At 68.3% G+C, this 16,763-nt stretch carries 19 protein-coding genes and 1 pseudogene; 3 read left to right on the top strand and 17 right to left on the bottom strand.

The features are described 5' to 3' along the window. Positions 1–89: 89 nt before the first annotated feature. Both ACJ6WD_RS14120 and ACJ6WD_RS14115 read right to left on the bottom strand, forming a co-directional pair. Positions 90–875, bottom strand: coding sequence for an ATP-binding protein (locus tag ACJ6WD_RS14120; RefSeq protein WP_376554929.1), 786 nt, complete (start codon positions 873–875; stop codon positions 90–92). Further along, a complete protein-coding gene (locus ACJ6WD_RS14115; protein WP_376554932.1) occupies positions 875–1,900 on the bottom strand; it encodes a hypothetical protein in 1,026 nt (341 codons plus the stop codon). Before ACJ6WD_RS14115 ends, ACJ6WD_RS14120 begins: the two co-directional genes overlap by 1 nt. 734 nt (positions 1,901–2,634) lie before the next feature. On the opposite strand from ACJ6WD_RS14115, the gene ACJ6WD_RS14110 reads away from it, so the two are divergent. After that, a complete protein-coding gene (locus ACJ6WD_RS14110; RefSeq protein WP_376554935.1) occupies positions 2,635–3,519 on the top strand; it encodes a helix-turn-helix domain-containing protein in 885 nt (294 codons plus the stop codon). 51 nt (positions 3,520–3,570) lie between these two features. Here ACJ6WD_RS14110 and ACJ6WD_RS14105 read toward each other — a convergent pair whose 3' ends face one another. Beyond that, positions 3,571–4,839 carry an MAB_1171c family putative transporter gene (locus ACJ6WD_RS14105; RefSeq protein ID WP_376554938.1) on the bottom strand — a complete coding sequence of 423 codons (1,269 nt, stop codon included), beginning with the start codon at positions 4,837–4,839 and terminating at the stop codon, positions 3,571–3,573. Between the two features lie 958 nt (positions 4,840–5,797). Between ACJ6WD_RS14105 and ACJ6WD_RS14100 the strand changes: the two genes are divergently transcribed. After that, on the top strand, positions 5,798–6,457 hold the full coding sequence (locus ACJ6WD_RS14100) for an HAD-IA family hydrolase (protein ID WP_376554941.1): 660 nt from the start codon (positions 5,798–5,800) through the stop codon (positions 6,455–6,457). A gap of 414 nt (positions 6,458–6,871) precedes the next feature. Then, on the top strand, positions 6,872–7,381 hold the full coding sequence (locus ACJ6WD_RS14095; RefSeq protein ID WP_376554944.1) for a hypothetical protein: 510 nt from the start codon (positions 6,872–6,874) through the stop codon (positions 7,379–7,381). Between the two features lie 396 nt (positions 7,382–7,777). On the opposite strand, the gene ACJ6WD_RS14090 is transcribed toward ACJ6WD_RS14095, so the two are convergent. From ACJ6WD_RS14090 to ACJ6WD_RS14025, 14 genes and pseudogenes are all read right to left on the bottom strand, one after another. Beyond that, on the bottom strand, positions 7,778–8,110 hold the full coding sequence (locus tag ACJ6WD_RS14090; RefSeq protein WP_376554947.1) for a hypothetical protein: 333 nt from the start codon (positions 8,108–8,110) through the stop codon (positions 7,778–7,780). 72 nt (positions 8,111–8,182) lie between these two features. Then, positions 8,183–8,485, bottom strand: coding sequence for a hypothetical protein (locus ACJ6WD_RS14085; RefSeq protein WP_376554950.1), 303 nt, complete (start codon positions 8,483–8,485; stop codon positions 8,183–8,185). 16 nt (positions 8,486–8,501) lie between these two features. After that, entirely contained in the window at positions 8,502–8,720 is a 219-nt protein-coding gene (locus ACJ6WD_RS14080; RefSeq protein ID WP_376554953.1) for a hypothetical protein, read from the bottom strand. Positions 8,721–8,801: 81 nt separating this feature from the next. After that, positions 8,802–8,936: a hypothetical protein gene (locus ACJ6WD_RS14075; RefSeq protein WP_376554955.1), complete on the bottom strand. Its 135-nt coding sequence runs from the start codon at positions 8,934–8,936 to the stop codon at positions 8,802–8,804. Positions 8,937–10,028: 1,092 nt separating this feature from the next. Next, positions 10,029–10,829: a hypothetical protein gene (locus ACJ6WD_RS14070; protein WP_376554958.1), complete on the bottom strand. Its 801-nt coding sequence runs from the start codon at positions 10,827–10,829 to the stop codon at positions 10,029–10,031. 16 nt (positions 10,830–10,845) lie between these two features. Beyond that, positions 10,846–11,745, bottom strand: coding sequence for an aldo/keto reductase (locus tag ACJ6WD_RS14065; protein ID WP_407615879.1), 900 nt, complete (start codon positions 11,743–11,745; stop codon positions 10,846–10,848). Then, entirely contained in the window at positions 11,742–12,926 is a 1,185-nt protein-coding gene (locus tag ACJ6WD_RS14060) for a cupin domain-containing protein (RefSeq protein WP_407615878.1), read from the bottom strand. Before ACJ6WD_RS14060 ends, ACJ6WD_RS14065 begins: the two co-directional genes overlap by 4 nt. A gap of 19 nt (positions 12,927–12,945) precedes the next feature. Continuing rightward, positions 12,946–13,086: a hypothetical protein gene (locus ACJ6WD_RS14055; protein WP_376554967.1), complete on the bottom strand. Its 141-nt coding sequence runs from the start codon at positions 13,084–13,086 to the stop codon at positions 12,946–12,948. A 674-nt stretch (positions 13,087–13,760) separates the two neighbouring features. After that, on the bottom strand, positions 13,761–13,979 hold the full coding sequence (locus tag ACJ6WD_RS14050) for a hypothetical protein (RefSeq protein WP_407615877.1): 219 nt from the start codon (positions 13,977–13,979) through the stop codon (positions 13,761–13,763). Further along, a complete protein-coding gene (locus ACJ6WD_RS14045; protein ID WP_407615876.1) occupies positions 13,976–14,230 on the bottom strand; it encodes a hypothetical protein in 255 nt (84 codons plus the stop codon). Before ACJ6WD_RS14045 ends, ACJ6WD_RS14050 begins: the two co-directional genes overlap by 4 nt. Beyond that, positions 14,227–14,418 carry a hypothetical protein gene (locus tag ACJ6WD_RS14040; RefSeq protein ID WP_376554975.1) on the bottom strand — a complete coding sequence of 64 codons (192 nt, stop codon included), beginning with the start codon at positions 14,416–14,418 and terminating at the stop codon, positions 14,227–14,229. The genes ACJ6WD_RS14045 and ACJ6WD_RS14040 overlap by 4 nt, the downstream gene beginning before the upstream one ends. Continuing rightward, a complete protein-coding gene (locus tag ACJ6WD_RS14035; RefSeq protein WP_376554977.1) occupies positions 14,415–14,861 on the bottom strand; it encodes a hypothetical protein in 447 nt (148 codons plus the stop codon). The genes ACJ6WD_RS14040 and ACJ6WD_RS14035 overlap by 4 nt, the downstream gene beginning before the upstream one ends. A 137-nt stretch (positions 14,862–14,998) precedes the next feature. Continuing rightward, entirely contained in the window at positions 14,999–16,234 is a 1,236-nt protein-coding gene (locus ACJ6WD_RS14030; RefSeq protein WP_407615875.1) for a helix-turn-helix domain-containing protein, read from the bottom strand. 148 nt (positions 16,235–16,382) lie between these two features. After that, positions 16,383–16,668 (bottom strand): annotated as a pseudogene (locus ACJ6WD_RS14025) (DNA-directed RNA polymerase subunit alpha C-terminal domain-containing protein); the annotation flags it as partial. Between the last annotated feature and the right edge of the window lie 95 nt (positions 16,669–16,763).

The raw sequence follows: 16,763 nt of genomic DNA, 5'->3' as shown, positions 1-16,763 counted from the left end.
GTCTCCGATCGCCCCAGGTGCGTTTGGGCAGGCGCGACCTGGGGGTTGGTGCGTGAAGGCGATCCGGTGGCGGCGGTCTCGAAAGGCCGCTAGCGGCTGCGGCGCCGAGTTGAGGATCCGGCCGTAGGGGCAGCCAGGTCGGCCAGTTCGGTGAAAGGCGGTGTCTCAACCGTGGCGGCGGGGCTGCGGCGTTGGGCTGCGAGGGCACGTCTACGGTCGGGGCCGTCGAGGATGACCTTGTCGCTCATCTCGGTCAGGCGGGAGGCGACGCGGTCACCGATGTGTGCGCGCAGGTCGGCCATGCCGAGGTTGGTGGTCACCAGGGTGGGGAGCATCTCGTTGTAGCGGCGGTTGATCAGCCGCGTCGTGATCTCCTCGGTCCACTCGCTGCTCTTGGCCGCGCCGAGGTCGTCGATGATCAGCAGTGGGCAGCGGGCCAGGTCCTTGAGCTCCCGCTCGCCGTCGTGTCCGGCGCGGGGCCGCAGTTCGGCGTAGAGGTCGGCGGCCGTGACCGCTTTCCAGCGCAGCCGGACTCCGGCCAGCAGCAGGGAGCGGACCGCGCCGTACGCCTGGTGGGTCTTGCCGGTGCCGGTGGTGCCGACGATCAGCAGCGAGCGGCCCTGGGCGATGCCCGGAGCGCCGTCGGGCCCGGGGCGGCCTGCCTGGGCGACCTCGCTGACCCAGGAGGCGATGGCGGGGTGGTCGGCGACGGCGTCCTGGTAGCGGGCCGGGATGCGAGCTTGCGCCGCCTGCAGGGCGGGGATTGGCTCGGCAGCGTCGGTGACCGTGTCCGCGGGGTCGATGCCGCGGGAGGTGAGGATGTGGGCCAGGCGGCGGGCGATGCCGCCGACGGGCTGGGCGTCGTGGTCACGCATCACAGTTCCTCGGCGTAGGCGGCGGCAGGGTCGGCCGGGTTGGCCCAGGCCCGGTGGCCGGGCAGGTTAGGCCGCGAATCCGGCCGCACCAAACCGGCGGGCGAGGCGTTCATGGCCTCGTTGACCATGCTGGTCAGCACGCTGGGGTGCTTGGGGTTGGCGGCGAAGCGCTGTAGGCCGCCGCGGACGTGGTCCGGGGAGATGCCTTCGCCCAAGAGTTTTTTGACGATGCGTCCGAGGTGGCCGATCACGTCACCCGGCGGACGCTCGTTGCAGGCCGCGAGGTACTCGCGAACGAGGTCCTGCGCAGAGGGCGTGGGTGTGGGTGTGGGTGCTGTGCGCCCCGTAGGGAGAGGAGATCCAGGATCCAAGATCCTAGATCCAGGCGCCGAGCCCTCGGGGAGGGTTCGGGGAGCCTTCGGGGAATCCGCTGCGACAGGCTTGTGACCTGCATTTTTCTTCGTTGCACGCAGGAGGTCCTCCGTTGTGCCTTCCGCGGTGGTCTGCGGGTCGGCCTTACTCCCGGACCGGCCCGCGGGAGGTGTCGCGGGGGCCTTCGACGGCTGATCGAGGGGTCGCGGAGCCTTCGAGGAATCGTCGGCGAGGGTTCGAGGGGAGGGCGGCGAAGCCTCGCGGAGCGAGGTGCACTCGCCTTGGCAGACACCGCACCGCGCCCTGGCGTGGTGTTCCGGGCAGGCTGGGACGCGGGACTGCGAGGGCTTGTCGATCTTCTGGTGCTGGAACCAGGTGACGATGTGGAGGTACCGGCGGCCGTCGCAGCCGGTGTACCGGCAGATGAGGCGCGCGTCGGCCAGCTGTTGCAGGTCGTCCTCGACATGCACTGGAGTGTGCTCGGCGCGCAGCGGCCAGAGCAGTCCGGCGACGATGGCCGGGTTGTCGCGGAAGCGCCCGTGGTCGTCGGCTTGGGTCAGGAGGCCGAAGAAGGTCCGCTCGGCGTGAACGCTCACTTCGGCGAGCGACTCGCTGGTGAACGCTTCGGGCTTGATGGTGCGGATCCTCGCCACGGTCAGCAGCCCCCGCCGGTAACAACCTGGTGCTCGGCGGGGCGAGGCACGAGGTCGGCGAGCGCGGTCATCAGTCGGTCCCGCCGAGAGCGGGAAACGTGCCGGATGGTGCCGCTGGGCGGGGCGCCGACGGCGGTTTCGCTCCGGTACTTGGACATGCGAGAATTCCTCACTCGTAGGTGGGGTGGTCGGCCGTTCTCGTCGAAAAGGTCAGCCGACTCATCCCGGTTATGAATCCGCCCTACTTTGAGGGGCGGTCTTGGCGCCCGGAAGCTGCAACTTCTGGGCGCCGTTTCTTCTCCCGCCGGAGATCAGGCACTTGGTGTTGGCACGTCACTCCTCATGGCCGCTGGACCGGGCAAGTCCCGTCGAGGGACGACGAACATATGCGGAGGCTGCGGCAAGATCCAGCGCTGGCTCTGGGCCTCCCCCACAGCGCTTGCCGACCCCGCAGACGAGCCGGCGACCGCGGCCGGCGTCGCGGGGACAATCGCCTCACGGAGGCCGAGCTGCCCGTGAGAAGGCGTCTTGCGAAGCTCATCGGGTCTCCAGGGGCGGAACGGGTCCTCGTCGGTGCGCGAGCAGTCATCGCCGAATCCGCCGACAGCACCGCTCGCCACGACAGGCGAAGGTTCACGCCGCCGCGATGCGAAAACCTACGCCAGGTAGACGAGCGCATCAAGTCGGGCGGTAGACTGCCTGGCATCCGACACCCACCACCGAGGAGCAGCCCTGTGCCGGTTCGCCAGTTCGACGGACGGCGGCTCTTCGCCGCACGACGGGCGGCCAACCTCACCCAGAGCGAGCTCGGCGCGGGACTCGGGCTAAGCAAGACCCCGGTCAGCGAGTGGGAGGCGGGGAAGAGCGCTCCTCCCCCGGAACGGTTTCCGGCCGTCGCACGCGCCCTCGGACAGAGCCTGGACGCCCTCTTCCCGCGACTGGGACCCCCTGATCTCAAAGACCTGCGGTGCGATGCCGGCTTCACGCAGGCACAGGCGGCAGAAGAACTCGGCATCAGCCGCGTCCCGCTGGGGAACGCCGAATCCTCCAAGCGCAGACTGAACCACACCTACGTGCAGCCTCTGGCGGATCTCTTCGGAGTGAGTCCGGACGATGTCCTCGCGGCTCAGGACCGGTCGTTCGGATCGCCTGCCAGCGATCCCGCGCCGGCCGAACCGGCTCCCCGGACCCTCGGCGAGAAGATCACCTACCTTCTCAAACACAGCAAGGCCCTCTCGGACCAGCAGCTCGCTGACGCGATCAACCACCGAGCTGGCTTCACCGCCATGAACGCGGCGGCCGTCGAAGCACTCCGGACGGACTCGGAGACGGCCACCCGAGTACAGGCCGCGCTGCCGCCGGACAGTCTGCACCACGGCCTCGGGGACGCCTTCGACGTCAAACCCTTCTTCTTCGCCTCAAGCGAGGAGATCGAACAGCAGATCCTCGACCGCCTGGATTTCCTCAACCTTCTCCGCAGCGAGGGCGTCAGCGTGGCGGCCCGCGGTGCCACCAGAGGGATCTCCTCCGAGATGCTGGCCACTCTCAGTGAGGTCCTCCTACGGCACGAGAGTGCGGTCGAGGAGCAGGACAAGCAGGGTCCCGACTCCGCCGCGTAGGCGCCTTGAGTCGCCGTCCCTCACCAGGAACCGGTCACCGCGAAGCACCGGTCAGCGGGTGTCGGCAGGCTCACCAGCGTGCACCGGACAACGGACCGCCTCACCTGCACACGGGTAGCCGGCGGTGGCACACAGCCTCCGCACCTGCTGAGGACTGATCTTCGCGTACACCGCCTGGACCCGAACCAGCCAGAAGGCTTCCCCCTGGCTCGTAGCGAAAGGTTTGTCGGGCAGGGGCCGGACTGGAATAGTCGCTCCGCACGACTGCCGCGCCGACTCCAGGGCGCCTTTGACCCAGAGTGCCTCGGCAGCCGGCTCCGGATCGGAGTACCAGAGCCCTTCCCGCTCCGCGACAGCCCACAGGTCGTCGGTCGCGTGGTGGCGCAGGATATCGACGGCGTCACCGATCTCCTGGGTCCACCTGTCGAGTCGTACGTCCATAGGCGGCGACAGGCGCGTCAATTCCCTGATACGCGAACGAACCTGCTGAAGAGCGACTTCCGGGAAAGCGGTCAACAGATCACGCCGAAGAGAATGGAGGCGCCAAAGGCATCGCCATGTCCGACCGCGTTCCGCGACGACATTGGTGGTGGGAAGGCTCGCTCCCGTCAAGAAGAGGAGCGCGACCAGCAGGTTGAGCGCATCACTCAGATTCTCGACCGCCCGAGTGAGCGTCGCCGGAACAGCAAGGAACATCGCAGTCCACATGTACGCGAAACGCACCGCTGCGTATGTGGCATAGAGCCAAGCAGCGGCAGCCCCCAACGCCAGCCCGATGCGAAAGACCCGGGAATCCGCCCGGCGGCTCACGTGGGTCCACTGATAGGCGACGGTCCACGCCGAGGCTCCGAGATAAAGATAGAAGCAAGACATGAACAGCGCCGCGGGCCACTCCCCCGCATGTTCATAGGCGAAGTCATGACTGGGCCGACTGCGATCGATGACGAAGAAGAACAGTGCCACCATCAGCGGCACCACGACGAAGGTGGATCGTTGCGCGAAGTGCGCCACCCTTCGCGAAATGGCAATGTGACGAGGTGTCTGATCGCCGGCCAACAGATAGCCAGTCACCGAGTAATTCGCCATCGAGAGTGCCGCGGCGATCGAGATCAGGTACTTCACCAACGCGTCGAGATCGACGATGCCGAGCGCACCGATCGCTTCCCTCACAGGGGGATACCGGGACCACAACGCTATGGCGAAACCAGTGCTACAACCCCACAATGTCCGTCGAAGCGGATCTCCATGGCGTGCCCCCGGCAGGCGCCACAGGGCCACAACGCTCATCGCCACGGCGATGGCGAACATGATGGTCTGCACGGCCTGTCATCCCTGCCGACGGCGCAGAGAGGCCAACGGGTGAGTAAGGCTGGCCTCGACCATGCTGATGAGATCCGTCCCAACGGGCTGCCGACGCCAAGCCATGCTCTTGATGAGCGAGGCCGACAGTTCGGCTTGACGCTCCTCCTGGGTGGCGTAGTACGTGCGCGCCTGAACAGTCCCCCCATGTCGGTGCTCGGCGATGAAGTCACGGAACAACGGTGCGAGCAGCTCCCGCTCCTGCGCCTGTGACAGAGACCTTCCGTGCCCGAGCCAGAGGTGCGCCAACTCATGGAATATCGCGTGCTCAGTCTGATTAGGCGTGGGACGCGGGCGGTAAAGAATGAACGTCGTGTTCTTCTGCTCGACAGTGACACGGAGTGCGCAGGCAGTGCGCGTATCACCTCGTGGGTCAGCCACCGGAACAAGATGGATTCGGCAGCCTCGCGCTCTCTCCATCTCAGCAACCATCCCGGAAAGGCTGAACGGAGAGGGGACCGGCAGATCCGCCAGTTTCCGCTCACAATCCCGACGCAGGTATCGCATTTCATCGCGCCTAAACCGCAGCAGTCCGGCCCTCATCGCTGCACCTCTCCAAGCCCAAGGCTGCCGTTACACGGAATACAGCGCCGACAGTTCGAGCCTCCGGCCCGCCGCCGACAAGTAAAAGAATCTTCGTCCCGAGCAGATCACGAGCATAGGGCACACAAGCAGCGGCCGATCACGAACGCCACTGCACACCATTCGTCACACAACGTGGCGTCAGGCCCGGGAACTGCAGGATTACCGCCCACCAACGACGCCTAACCCTCCCCTCGTTGAGGAAAAGTGTGCGATACGCCTCATCGAAGTCGTGATCAAAACACGCTTCCCCCGCACTGACCTGCGAGTTGACGACCATCTGGGCTCGTTTTTCTCCTGTCGCTCGAACTGCGACGGACCGGTAACCTCGATGGACATGAGGTTTTCGGTCGATGCTCTCCTATTCGACAGCGATGAAACGTTGGTTTCTTCACTGGCGTCCGTCTCCCGCTGTTGGATTCGCTGGGCAGCCGACCACGGTCTCACGCCAGCGGAGGTCCTGGCGGTCCAGCCACACGGCCGGCCAGCAGCAGCCATCGTCGCGGATCTGCTGCCGCCCGAGCGGGTGCCTTCGGCACTGGCCGCGCTGCAGCAGGCGGAGGTCGACGATGCGGCCAACGGAGGAGTGGTTGCTGTGCCGGGCGCGCAGAAGTTGCTTGCGTCGCTTCCCCCGCACCGTTGGGCGGTGGTGACCTCAGGAACCCGTCGTATCGCCGGCGCACGCCTGGCCGCTGTGGGCGTCGAGCCGACGCATCTTGTGACGGTCGACGACATCACGAACCACAAGCCACATCCGGAGCCCTTCCTGGCCGCTGCCCGACTCCTCGATGTCGCCCCTGAGCGCTGCATCGCCTTCGAGGACGCGCCCGCTGGTCTCGAAGCAGCCCGCGCTGCTGGCATGCGGACGGTGGCCGTCACCACCACGCACAGTGCCCGCGACCTGGCACCCTCAGCCGACGTGGTGATCCCCGATCTCTCCGCTGTAACGGCCTGCCTTACGGATGCCGGCGTGGAAGTTTCCGTCACAGTCCAATAGGTCGCCAGCTCTGGAGCCACGCGCTACCACTGCCCGCATGTCTGAGGGGCACTCCTTCACCGTCCGCGCCCGCCAAACCGCCACGCCACCAGCTTCTCCGACGCGTCCACGAACGGCTCCGGTGGCAACTGGAGCCTGTTCACCTCTGCCAGCAGGCTGTCCAGCCCAGCACGCAGGGATCCACCTTCGGCTCGGTGAGAGGATGCCCCGCAGCCCGCGCTCTGCGCGTCCGCATCGGTGTCCTCGGCGATCAAAGTCGTCCAGTCGGGACCGTGTAGCCGCCGACAACCAGCCCACGGTGCCCAGGCAGAGCCGCTCCTCGAAGGTGCTACGCCCTAACTGGATGAAGGCATGTCCACAGCTGCACGGTTCGCCTAGGCTTGGCTGATCGGCCCCTCGGAGGACCCTCGCTTCATGACCACACCCATCACCGACCTCCTCTGCGAGGAAGCGGTCGTCTCCTACCTCCGAGAGGTCGCGAGGCTTTCCGAGGGCAACTACATGACGGGGAACTGGGTCTTCCCGACCCAGTACCACCTCCTGCTCAGCCACGGCCGTCGCTTCACCGCAACCCCGCCCCCGTCAGACTTGGTCGGCATGCCGGACCGGTACTGCTACAGCAACGCTGCCCAGTACGCACTCGAACACCGGCACACATGCCTGGTCTACGCCGAGGGCTACGCCCTCCCGTACGGCGTTGAATTCCCCCTCGCGCACGCCTGGTGCGTTCGACCGGATGGGACGGTCCTGGACCCCACCTGGGACGATGCGCCTGGCCGTGCCTACGTTGGGGTCGCGATCCGTGACCCACAGTGCTGGCCGCGAGACGGAGGCGGCATCCTTCAGGATCCGGAGAGGGGCTTCCCGCTCCTGAAGGGCGGCCTACCTGAAGGCGCCCTGGTAACCCTGGGGCGTCCGATCTGACAGATCCGGCAGTGCCGGCCGGAGGGCTCCCCAGGCCGGTCTTTGGCTCACATGGCGACCGAAGCCGCTCGCGCGTTCTGGGGGTCAGACCCCCACCCTGCGGATACCTCGTACAACCGGCATAGCGCGACGATCACCGTTCGTCAGCCCCTACGACAACCCGCCTCCAAGGTCAGTAACCGCCGACCTCACCAGCCGGGCAATACGCCTCGGCGTCGTCGACTCCAGCCGATTCCTGTTCAACTCCACTCCACAGAGCGTGACCGTCAGCCACTCGGCGAGCTGATTCTGGCCCTCCGAGCTACTCCCGGCACCCACCTTTGACCAGTCGCAGCACGGCGGGGTGGAGGGACGTCGTCACGCCCCGACGCGCAGAAGAGGCCCAGGCGCAACGGCTCACGGGGTCGCGCCGTTGGTTTGGTCCTGGCGCAGCCGGACGGGGTTGCCGGCGCTGTCGAAGAGGCGGGTGACGAAGATGCGGAATCCCAGCTCGTGAAGCTTCTTCTCGGCGTCGTTGGTGTTGCCGGTGTAATCATCGACGATGGCGCGCATGAGGGGCAGAGCAGGTATCAGGCGGCCGCCGATGTGGACCACGACCCAGAAGTCGTTGCGGCCGAAGGCGGTGTACTCAGGGGCGTCGAGTGCTGCGGTGGCCACGTCGGCGCGGGTGACGGTGACCGTGGAGCCGTCCTTGGTTCTGACGGTGACTTCGGCCTTGGGGGTAGTCACGGAGGGGCCTTTCCGCTGCGGGCATGGGTGCGCCCCGTCGGCTTGGTCCGAGAGGGCGTTTGACGTCGGGGGCTATGCGACGCTGGCGAGCCCTTCGAGGGACTGCCGGTGGGCTTCGTCCACTTCGATGCGGACAGCGCGGGCGCCGGTGTGTTGATAGATGGCGTGGGCGGCGCGCGAGGCGGCGTCGAAGAGGGAAATGCCGGGGGTGAAGCAGTGCGACGAGGACGGCCCGGGGCCGCCGAAGGTGCACGACAGCGACCCGTTGTCGGGGTCACCGAGATCTTCGCCCAACTCGTCAAAGGCCCGGGTGTCCTCTTCGCTCAGAGTCCGGTCCAGAATCAGGGTGAACTCCCACTCCACCGCGGTAGTCATGGCGTGCTCCTTCTCATCAGGCGTGGGCGCGCTGGTGCTTGCGTACGAACTCGTCGATCCGCTTCGCGGCGACATCGGCGTCACGAGGGGTACAGAAGATACGGTCTCGCTCACCACAGTTGCAGCAGATGATGATGCCCCAGGTGTGGCCGCTGTGCTTCTCCTCAACCTTGAAGCCCGCGGCTTCGGCCTGCTTGATCGCCTTCGCGATCTGCTTCTTTTGGTGTGGACTCACAGATCCCCCGGGATGGACTATGCGGCAGTCAGGTCACTCTGCCCAGATACGGTCCCGGAATCTCCTCCCTCAACACCCCCTTCAATCACAGCAGTTCTTGAACTCCTCCGTGTCGAGGAGGATGCCGAGGCCGCGGATGCGCACCTCGTGGGCGTAGCTCCCGCAGAGACTGGGACTGCCATTATGCAGCCGCGCACTGCGCCGACTTGAGCGCATGCTCGCCAGCGTCTTCCACCATCAGGAAGCTGTCGCTGATGACACGCCGCTGGTCGTCGCTGGACCGGAATGCGACGACGGCCCCACAGTGCAGGAGATCACGACCGCGGCCGCGGAGCGTGAGGAGTACAACGCTGGGCCGCGCGGGCAAGCGGAACGCCCGCAAGATCCTCGACCGAAGTCCCACCGGCGTCTACGGCCCAGGGGCGCTGTCGTGAGTGCAGACTTCGCGCCGGGGGTGGGACCGGACCGCCACCGCGGCCGTCTTCGCCGAGCTCGGCCGGGAGAACCCGGCCAAGGCCGCGGCCCCACAGCCGAGGCTGAAATGGGTGGTCGCTGAGCACGAGCCGGATGCGCCGCAGCCGGCACCGGCGCCGAAGAGGTCGGCGCCGCGGGGCCGAGCGCGCCCCTCAGATCGCGTCGGCTCTCGATCTCGTTGACAAGATCATCGATGCTTCGAAGTCTGCCGAGGTGGCCGCATGAAACGCCGTCCGGACGTCGAGCGGGGCCGCTTCGGCGCGGTCGCCGCGTTCTTCCGGGGCGCGCGGTACGGCCGCGAAAGTTGGCCGGCGTCGGGGGGATGACCGCCGCCGCGATCCTCGAGGGGAGCCGGTCGTAAACGCGTTTCCGCACGGCTGCGACGGTGACACTCCCACCGCCCCCTGCAAGGCCGAAGGCAGCCAGTGGCGTCACGGCCCGGGCTGCCTAATCTGGACGTCGGTCCTGTCGGATGAGGAGCTCGACGAGATCCTCACCGCCTACCCGGTGGACTGCCTGCTGCACCGCTGACGTCGAACGCACCTGTGCCCCGCCGGAGCCCAGCAGGGCACAGGTGCCTCTCCCAGTCACCAACCTGACGCCGGGCCCCAGCGAGGGAGCGGCAGCTGCTCATTCTGGACGCGGGGCGGGCGCCGCGTCAGTCTTCCTCCTCCGGCTCCGGCTCCGGCTCCGGTTGCCATGTCTTCGCCTTGGGCCCCAGCCGCACCCAGTAACCCGTCTCCGCCCGCAGCGCGTTGCACTGAGCGTTGCTGCACCACCAACGGTGGGTCTGCCGCTGCTCGGCGACCGATCGGCAGAACCCGCAGCGAGACGTCAAGGCGTGGGGGGCCGTACGCCGGTGAGGTGGGCGGCCCGCTCGGCCAGGAGCGGCGCGAGCTCGGGGTACCAGCCGCGGCCGACGGCTTGCAGCATCTCGGCGAGGGCGATGAGTTCACCGATGCGGCCGGCGGGGGTGGAGAGGATGTCGGCGAACTCGGCGCGTGCTCGCTCGGCCAGGGCCGGGACTCGGAGGCTGTTGGCGATGAGGACGCCGGCGTCGTAGCCGACGGGTACAGCGCCCCACCGTTCCCAGTCCAGGAGCGTCAACGGATCACCGGTCAGGTTCGCCCATTGGATATCGGCGTGACCGGTGACGCGCGCGACGGTCGCGGGGGCCGAGATGCCCAGGTAGCGGGGAAAGTTCCGCTCGATCCAGGATTCTCGGATGGTGGTGCGGGGAGCCTGGTCGGTCTTGGCGATCGTGTCCAGAGCTCGGCGCAGGCCGGTCCACCAGTGTTCGGGGAGTTTGGGGTCGTGGTCGATGTCGGGGCGGTCCGGGGAGATCACGGGTGTGGTGATGCGGGTGATGAGTTCGGCCTCGTAGCGGTAGCCGTCTTGGGTCCACTCGGTGAGGGCATGCAGGCGGGGGCGAGGTACGTCGTCGGGAAGGAGTTGTTCGGCGGTGGCGATGCCGTGGCCGGCCGGGTCGCGGTCGGGCCGGTCAGGGCCGGCGGCGACGCGTAGCCAGGTGGTGCCGCAGGGGCGGCCGATGGTGCGGCCTTCCCATCCCCAGGCCGCGGGGCCGGGGCAGGCGACGCCGAGCGCTTGGGCTGCCCGCTCGTGTGCTTGGGTCATGCGGTCGCGGGTGGCGTCATCCTTCGGCGAGTACATCGGTGACCTCTCTGAGTTGGCGGCCGTCCAAAGGTAGGGCGAGCGCGGCGGCTGCTTCACGCCAGTGGGTTGGAGTGCTGACGGAGGTGAGGACTACGTCGAGGCTGGGGCAGGAGCCCGCGGCCAGGAGGCAGGCGGCGGCCGCGGAGAGTCCGGGGCGGATGAACTCGGCGAGCTCCGGGGTGATGAGTGGGGGGAGTTCGCCGCCGTGCAGGGGGGCGGAGCCGAAGGTCAGCAGTCCCCGGGCGCGGGCCTGGACGAGGGGGCCGCGGCCGTCGAGCGCGAGGGTGAGCGGCCGGGACATGACCAGGGAGACGGGGAGCTGCACGGCGGTGAGGTGGTGGTGGCTGGAGCCGGCCGCTTCGCGGGCCAGGGCCAGGAGCTCGGGGACTGTGAAGGCTCCGGAGTCGAAGCCGGACCAGGTGGTCACGCCGTAGCCGCCGATGCGGCCACGGTGGGCGTACTCCTCCAGCGCGGTGAAGGCGCCCCGCAGGGCTGCGTGGACGTCTTCACGGTCGGCTCCGGCACGCTCGGGGTTGTGGACGAACACCACGTCGGCGCGGCCTAGTTGGGTGAGTGTGCGGGCTGTTTGCCAGCGAACGAAGTCGGGCGTGAGGCTGTGTCCGCTCGCGATCTCCTCGTCCGAGAGGATGCCGGCATCCTTGGCGGCCTGCCCCTCCTCGCGGGTGAGGAACCCGGTCTTCGTCGCCACCTTCACGCCGGGGTGCTCGGCGAGCACGGGCCGCAGGGCGTGGTGTGCGCGGCCGTGGTCGTAGTTCGGTGCGGTGTCCACCCATGCGGTGCCGGCCGCGCATGCGGTGCGCGCGGCCTGTTCGACGTTGCGCACGCGGTAGGTGCCAAGTCCCAGGGCGGCGGTCACAGTGCGACCTCCACGACGGTGGCGGCCTGCCCTTGCACCAGGGTGGAGACGAGCGTGGCCACGTCCGTCAGGGGCAGTGATGCCCGCTCGGCGAGCTCTGCGAGGGTGACGGGGCGTCCCGGTAGGAGGGCGCTGAGGATGGGGTGGGCGGGGGCGGCGAAGTCCCAGGCGGTGCCGGCTGCCGACAAGGTGACGACGTCGCCGTTGCGGCCGAGGTGGGCGCGTGGACAGGTGAGTCGCACGCAGATCGCCGGGTTCGGCGGCAGGTCGCTCACGTAGGGCAGGGAAGGGCGAAGTCGCCCGGGATGGGTGGTGTCGATCGACGTCGCCCAACGCTCGATGATCCGGGGTTCATTGAGCAGACCGGCGAGTTCCGTGCGGAGGGTGGCGACGTAGGCCGCCTGCTCTTCGGCCGGCGCGAAGCGGGGGACGTCCAGGCGCAGCGCCAGGTCGGACCTCAGTTGGTCCACGGCCCAGTTCAGGAAGTCGGCGCCGGTCTGTGTGCCCAGGCCGAAAGTCAGGTGCAGGGAGGAGGTTCCCTGGTCGGCGGAGACCGAATGCCACCAGCCGCGGGGCAGGTACAGCATGTCGCCAGCGGTCAGGACTTCGTCGGCTAGGGGATCGCCTTCGGGCTCTGGTGATACTTCGGTGTCGCGCCATGCCGGCGCCTGCCGGGTCGGCCCGTACAGGCGCCAGCGCTTCGCACCGTACAGCTGGAGAACGACCACGTCGTGATCGTCCCAGTGGATACCGAAGCCCTCTTGCGCGGTCCACGACGCGTAGACGTTGACCTGAACCGTCGTGCCGGTGAACCGCTCCAACCCTTCGGCAGCCTGGCGAAGCGGATCGTGCATGTCATCAACGGAGTCCACGACAAGCGAGGAGCCGTCGGCAAGACACTCGTGGAAGGCAGCGGGTTCGAGACGTCGCCAGGACACCGCGCGGCGGGTGGTGACAGGGAGCGTGTACCGGTGCAGTGGCACCTCCACGCCGTCTCTGGAGAGCCGCAGCCGCGGAGGTTCGAGGCGCCGGGACGCGATGAGGGCGTTGAGGTCGTCCCAGGACAGCAGTCCGGCGAAGGCGTCGGCGTTGCCTTTGATGATCGTGTGGGAGCGGAAAAGCGTCTGGGCGAGGAACGTCTCCCCGCCCAGACGCGCCGCCCACGAAGCGGCGTCAATCATCGTGGTGTCGTGGCCTCTCTCAGTCGTTCATGTCCGACCGGCCGCCGGTGTTGTCCGACGGCTGCTCGGTACGGACACGAGCGGCAGCGATCTTCCGGGCCGCGATCAGAAGGCCGGCACTCTTCTCCGGGGTCGGCGTGGGAGTGGGATTCTGCTGCATTACTTCCTCCTATCCAGTGCGTCAGCGGATGCGGCTGCGTCCGCTGGGTGCCCCACCGCGCGGATTCGAGCACATACCCGCGCGGGGTAGTTCGGCCAACTGGGGTTTTCAGTTGGGAGTTCGAGGTGCCGGCGGCTGGAGCCCCCGCGCCCTCGAACGGTCCCGTCGCGTTTGCGACGGGGTGGTGTCCGCCCCACCGTGCGGGCGGGCGTGGGAGCGGCCCGAGAGGGTGGGACGGTGGTGGAAAGCCGGCGGGGGCTGGGGATGGTGCTGCCCAACGGCCGTCGGGGTCGGGGGGTCGGGGGCCTGCCTGAGGGGCCAACTCGGGCAGGCCACCGGCGGAGCTCTTGAGCCCGGCTGCACCAGGGGGAGGGCCAGGCCGCGGAGCGAGCGGGCCGGTGGTAGCGCGACCAGAGCGCGGAACGGCGCCACCACCGGGGTCTAGGGGCTGGGACGGGGCCCGCAGCGGCACGAGTGCGGCGGATCCGTGTGGGGGCCGCTGACGCCTTCGGAGAGCCTGTCGGGGATCGAGATCCCGACGGGCGCGGCGTGGGCATCCACGGCGCCGAATACGATCGCGGCGGGCGGCCCGAGGCCGACGAGGGCGAGGAGTGTAAGCGGCCGCCATAGGCTTTCACCGCGGGGTGCCGGTGGCCGGGCGTGGATGCCGGCGCTCACGATCGGACCCATTCGCCGCGGCGCGCTTCGACTGCGTACGACACGATGTCGACGTGATCGACGCGCAAGTGCTTCTTGCTGCTGCCGTGGAGCGGCAGCAGCAGCCACACCAGCTGGTTCGTTGTGGTGCCGTGGATGTCGGAGCACACCCATCTGCTGTCGGTCATGACCTGGACGACGAGGTCGCCGACCTCGGGCCGGCTCGTGGCGGTCACCGGCCGCACCCCTTGGCGAGGGCGGCCTCGATCTCGTCGGTGGCCGCGGTCCGCAAGGCGCCCGGCTCGGCCTGCCACGCCGGGGCGCTCCCGGCGAGCGGGACGACCAAGGTGCAGTTGCAGCCGATGCAGCCGGCCGGGTAGGCGTCGGGGTCGGCGATCCTGCCGACGTCCCCGGCGACGATGTCGTAGACGATCGTCCCCGGCGGGTACGGACTGTCCGTGGGGCGGCGGTGCAAGATGGAAGTCACGAAAGCCTCCAGGCGCCCCGCCTGGCCTCAATTTTGATCTTCGTGAGGTCCGTCGGGATCCAGGACTCCCCGCCGCCGAACAGCTTCCGCAGGACGGGCCGACCGCGGGAGATGTCGGTGACGACCGCCTTGGCGTCGCGGTCAGAGTCGTGGACCAGGTCGCCGACTTCGAGCTGCGAAGTGGTCATTGCAGTGCTCCCCACTCTGCGCCGCATCCCTCGTAGCCCGCGGCGGCGTCGGCGACGTCACGACGGCGTGCTGCTTGGGCCGGGGTATGACGGCTCGGGGGCGTCGGCGTGCCGTTCGTGGACCGCGCGACGCTCAGAAAGGCGTCGTACCCCTGCAACAGGCTGCGGGCGCCTTCGAAGTCGGCCCCCGATTCGGCGATCATCTGCGCCGAATAGGTGACGACGGCACCGACGGTGCCGGCGGCGAGAAGTTCGAGGATGCGGGTCCAGCCGGGGCGCGACGTCAGCGGGAGCTGCCTGTCGGCGTCCGTGACGGTGTCGATGACGTCCCAGTCGCGGGCGCCAGCGAACTGGCGGCAGTAGTCGGCGGGGAGTTCGGCCGCGTCATGGTCGGTGGTGATGTAGAGAGCGACCGGCACGCGGCGAGGAGATTCGCTGGTCATGCCGGTAACCGTCTCGCTACAGACGGTATAAGCGAAGCCGGGCGGCGTACGAGTTCGGGAACTCGCAAAACCCGAACTCGTACCCCTGATACGAGCGTTGAGGCGTCAACTACCGAAAGTCGTATGCCTCATGCCGGTCACAGCGCCGTGCGGGCCGTGGCGGGCGCGAAACCGTCGGCCCCGTGCCGCACCCCGATCAGCTCGGAAACACGCCGCAGACGCGCCGTGGACGCCCTCCCGACCTTCTGAACGATCACCCCCGGGAGGGCCTGGTGCCGCCCCCACTCCGGAGCCGCTCGCAGCGCGCCTTCCAGGGTCTCCAGGCTCGCATCCCACAGCTTCGCGTCAGCCTGAGCCATCGCCTTGTCCATCGCATACCGGTTCCGCGCCGCCGGAGTGAGCTGCGAGAGATCACCGATGGACTCGGCCAGACGAAGAGCCTTGCCCGCCTGCCCGAGCGCAACGTTGATGCCAACGGCCTGAGTTGTCGCCGTGACCGGCCCGAACAGGGTTCCGTGGGCACGGTGCTCGCCCCCCATCCGCGCCCCGGCGGCGTGGGACTGGCTCAGATAGTCCCCGACCCGATCCTTGTTCCCCATGCGGGAGGCGACCACGGCAGCGAAGTTGATGTGGCTGCCGTAGACGGTGAGCTCTTCCGCCGTCGCCGTCGAGAAGCGGGGTTCAATGGTGACGGCGGCCTTCTCCGCCAGGGTCAATGCCTCCGTCAGGCGCGCATCTCGCAGGTACACCCACGAGCGGCCAGACATCACCAGCGCGAGCCGAAGATCGTCACTGGCCCTCTCCGCGGTCGCCTGCGCATGGCCGATCGCAGCGTACGCAAGGTCGCGGTTGCCCAGCAGGTTCGCCACGTAGCCCGCGATCCGGTACGCGTCGCTCAACGCCCCCAGGGCTGCCGCCTGATCACCTACTGCCCGGTCATGCACGGCGGCAGCCGCCGCCGTGACGAACGGGGCGGCCATCGCACCGGCCTCGGTGTAACGGCCCTTCCAGTACAACCCCCAGCACCGGGCCGTCGCCTCCTTCAACTCTGCAAGCATCGGGGGCGCTTCGACGCCGGCAAAGACACCAGCCGCCGTGTCGTGCACCGCCAGCGACAACGCCCGCATGACCGCCCGGTCGCCCCGGTCCATCTGCCGGCGCGGCTCCTGCTGCCCCAGGATCACGCTCGTATCCGTCTGGAGGGCATCAGCGAGCGCCAACAGCGTTTGCAGACTGAGGGTTTTGTCTTGCCCGGCCGCCTGGATCGTCGCGACCGAGAGGCCGGTCATCTCCGCCAGATCGGTTTGCCGGATATCCCGGCCGCGCAGGAGCTTGATGCGCTCCCCTGTCGTGTACTCGGACCACTGCGCCATAATTCGGGTGTGCTCCTTCCGAGGTAATCGCCTACATCGGAAGGTACCCTCGCCGCACGCGGCGAAGGGACACACTTCGGCCCGCATTCATCTCCGAGTGCGGGCCGCCGGCGTCTCCAGCAACAACGACTCCGTCGTTCTCCTGGGGCTATATCAGGCGGCCCACATGTGATCTCTGGTCGGCCGGGCGGGCGCCGTACGAGGCGCGGGCTGAAGCCGTCGCCCCGGTTCCGTCCTGTTCGGTCTCGGCGAACCCGGCGTCGGCAGCGGCGGTCGGGGCGATTCCGGGCGGGCTGTCCCTAAAGAGACAGGCCCAGGGCGGCAAGCTTCGCCTTGACCTCGTCGATCGGCTTCGCACCGGAGTTGCGGACGCCGAGCAGATCCACCTCGGAACGCGCCACGAACTTACCCACCAAGTGAATGCCCTCCCGCTTGCTCTTCGCCATGGGGAAAACGGTCACCACGATCGCCATCGGCCGCGCCACCCGCCAGACCGAAGAAGGGGGCAGGGCGTGAACCAGTGGCTGAT

The organism is Streptomyces sp. VTCC 41912, from assembly GCF_045799175.1.
Taxonomy (GTDB): Bacteria; Actinomycetota; Actinomycetes; order Streptomycetales; family Streptomycetaceae; genus Streptomyces; species Streptomyces albulus_C.
This window is presented reverse-complemented; position numbering and strand designations above follow the sequence as displayed.

What these genes read in the sequence shown, in the direction of transcription:
- ACJ6WD_RS14120 (WP_376554929.1), bottom strand. Translation starts at nt 875, where the DNA reads ATGCGTGACCACGACGCCCAGCCCGTCGGCGGCATCGCCCGCCGCCTG.
- ACJ6WD_RS14100 (WP_376554941.1), top strand. Translation starts at nt 5,798, where the DNA reads ATGAGGTTTTCGGTCGATGCTCTCCTATTCGACAGCGATGAAACGTTG.
- ACJ6WD_RS14095 (WP_376554944.1), top strand. Translation starts at nt 6,872, where the DNA reads ATGACCACACCCATCACCGACCTCCTCTGCGAGGAAGCGGTCGTCTCC.
- ACJ6WD_RS14085 (WP_376554950.1), bottom strand. Translation starts at nt 8,485, where the DNA reads ATGACTACCGCGGTGGAGTGGGAGTTCACCCTGATTCTGGACCGGACT.
- ACJ6WD_RS14075 (WP_376554955.1), bottom strand. Translation starts at nt 8,936, where the DNA reads ATGCGCTCAAGTCGGCGCAGTGCGCGGCTGCATAATGGCAGTCCCAGT.
- ACJ6WD_RS14070 (WP_376554958.1), bottom strand. Translation starts at nt 10,829, where the DNA reads ATGACCCAAGCACACGAGCGGGCAGCCCAAGCGCTCGGCGTCGCCTGC.
- ACJ6WD_RS14060 (WP_407615878.1), bottom strand. Translation starts at nt 12,926, where the DNA reads ATGATTGACGCCGCTTCGTGGGCGGCGCGTCTGGGCGGGGAGACGTTC.
- ACJ6WD_RS14055 (WP_376554967.1), bottom strand. Translation starts at nt 13,086, where the DNA reads ATGCAGCAGAATCCCACTCCCACGCCGACCCCGGAGAAGAGTGCCGGC.
- ACJ6WD_RS14040 (WP_376554975.1), bottom strand. Translation starts at nt 14,418, where the DNA reads ATGACCACTTCGCAGCTCGAAGTCGGCGACCTGGTCCACGACTCTGAC.
- ACJ6WD_RS14035 (WP_376554977.1), bottom strand. Translation starts at nt 14,861, where the DNA reads ATGACCAGCGAATCTCCTCGCCGCGTGCCGGTCGCTCTCTACATCACC.
- ACJ6WD_RS14030 (WP_407615875.1), bottom strand. Translation starts at nt 16,234, where the DNA reads ATGGCGCAGTGGTCCGAGTACACGACAGGGGAGCGCATCAAGCTCCTG.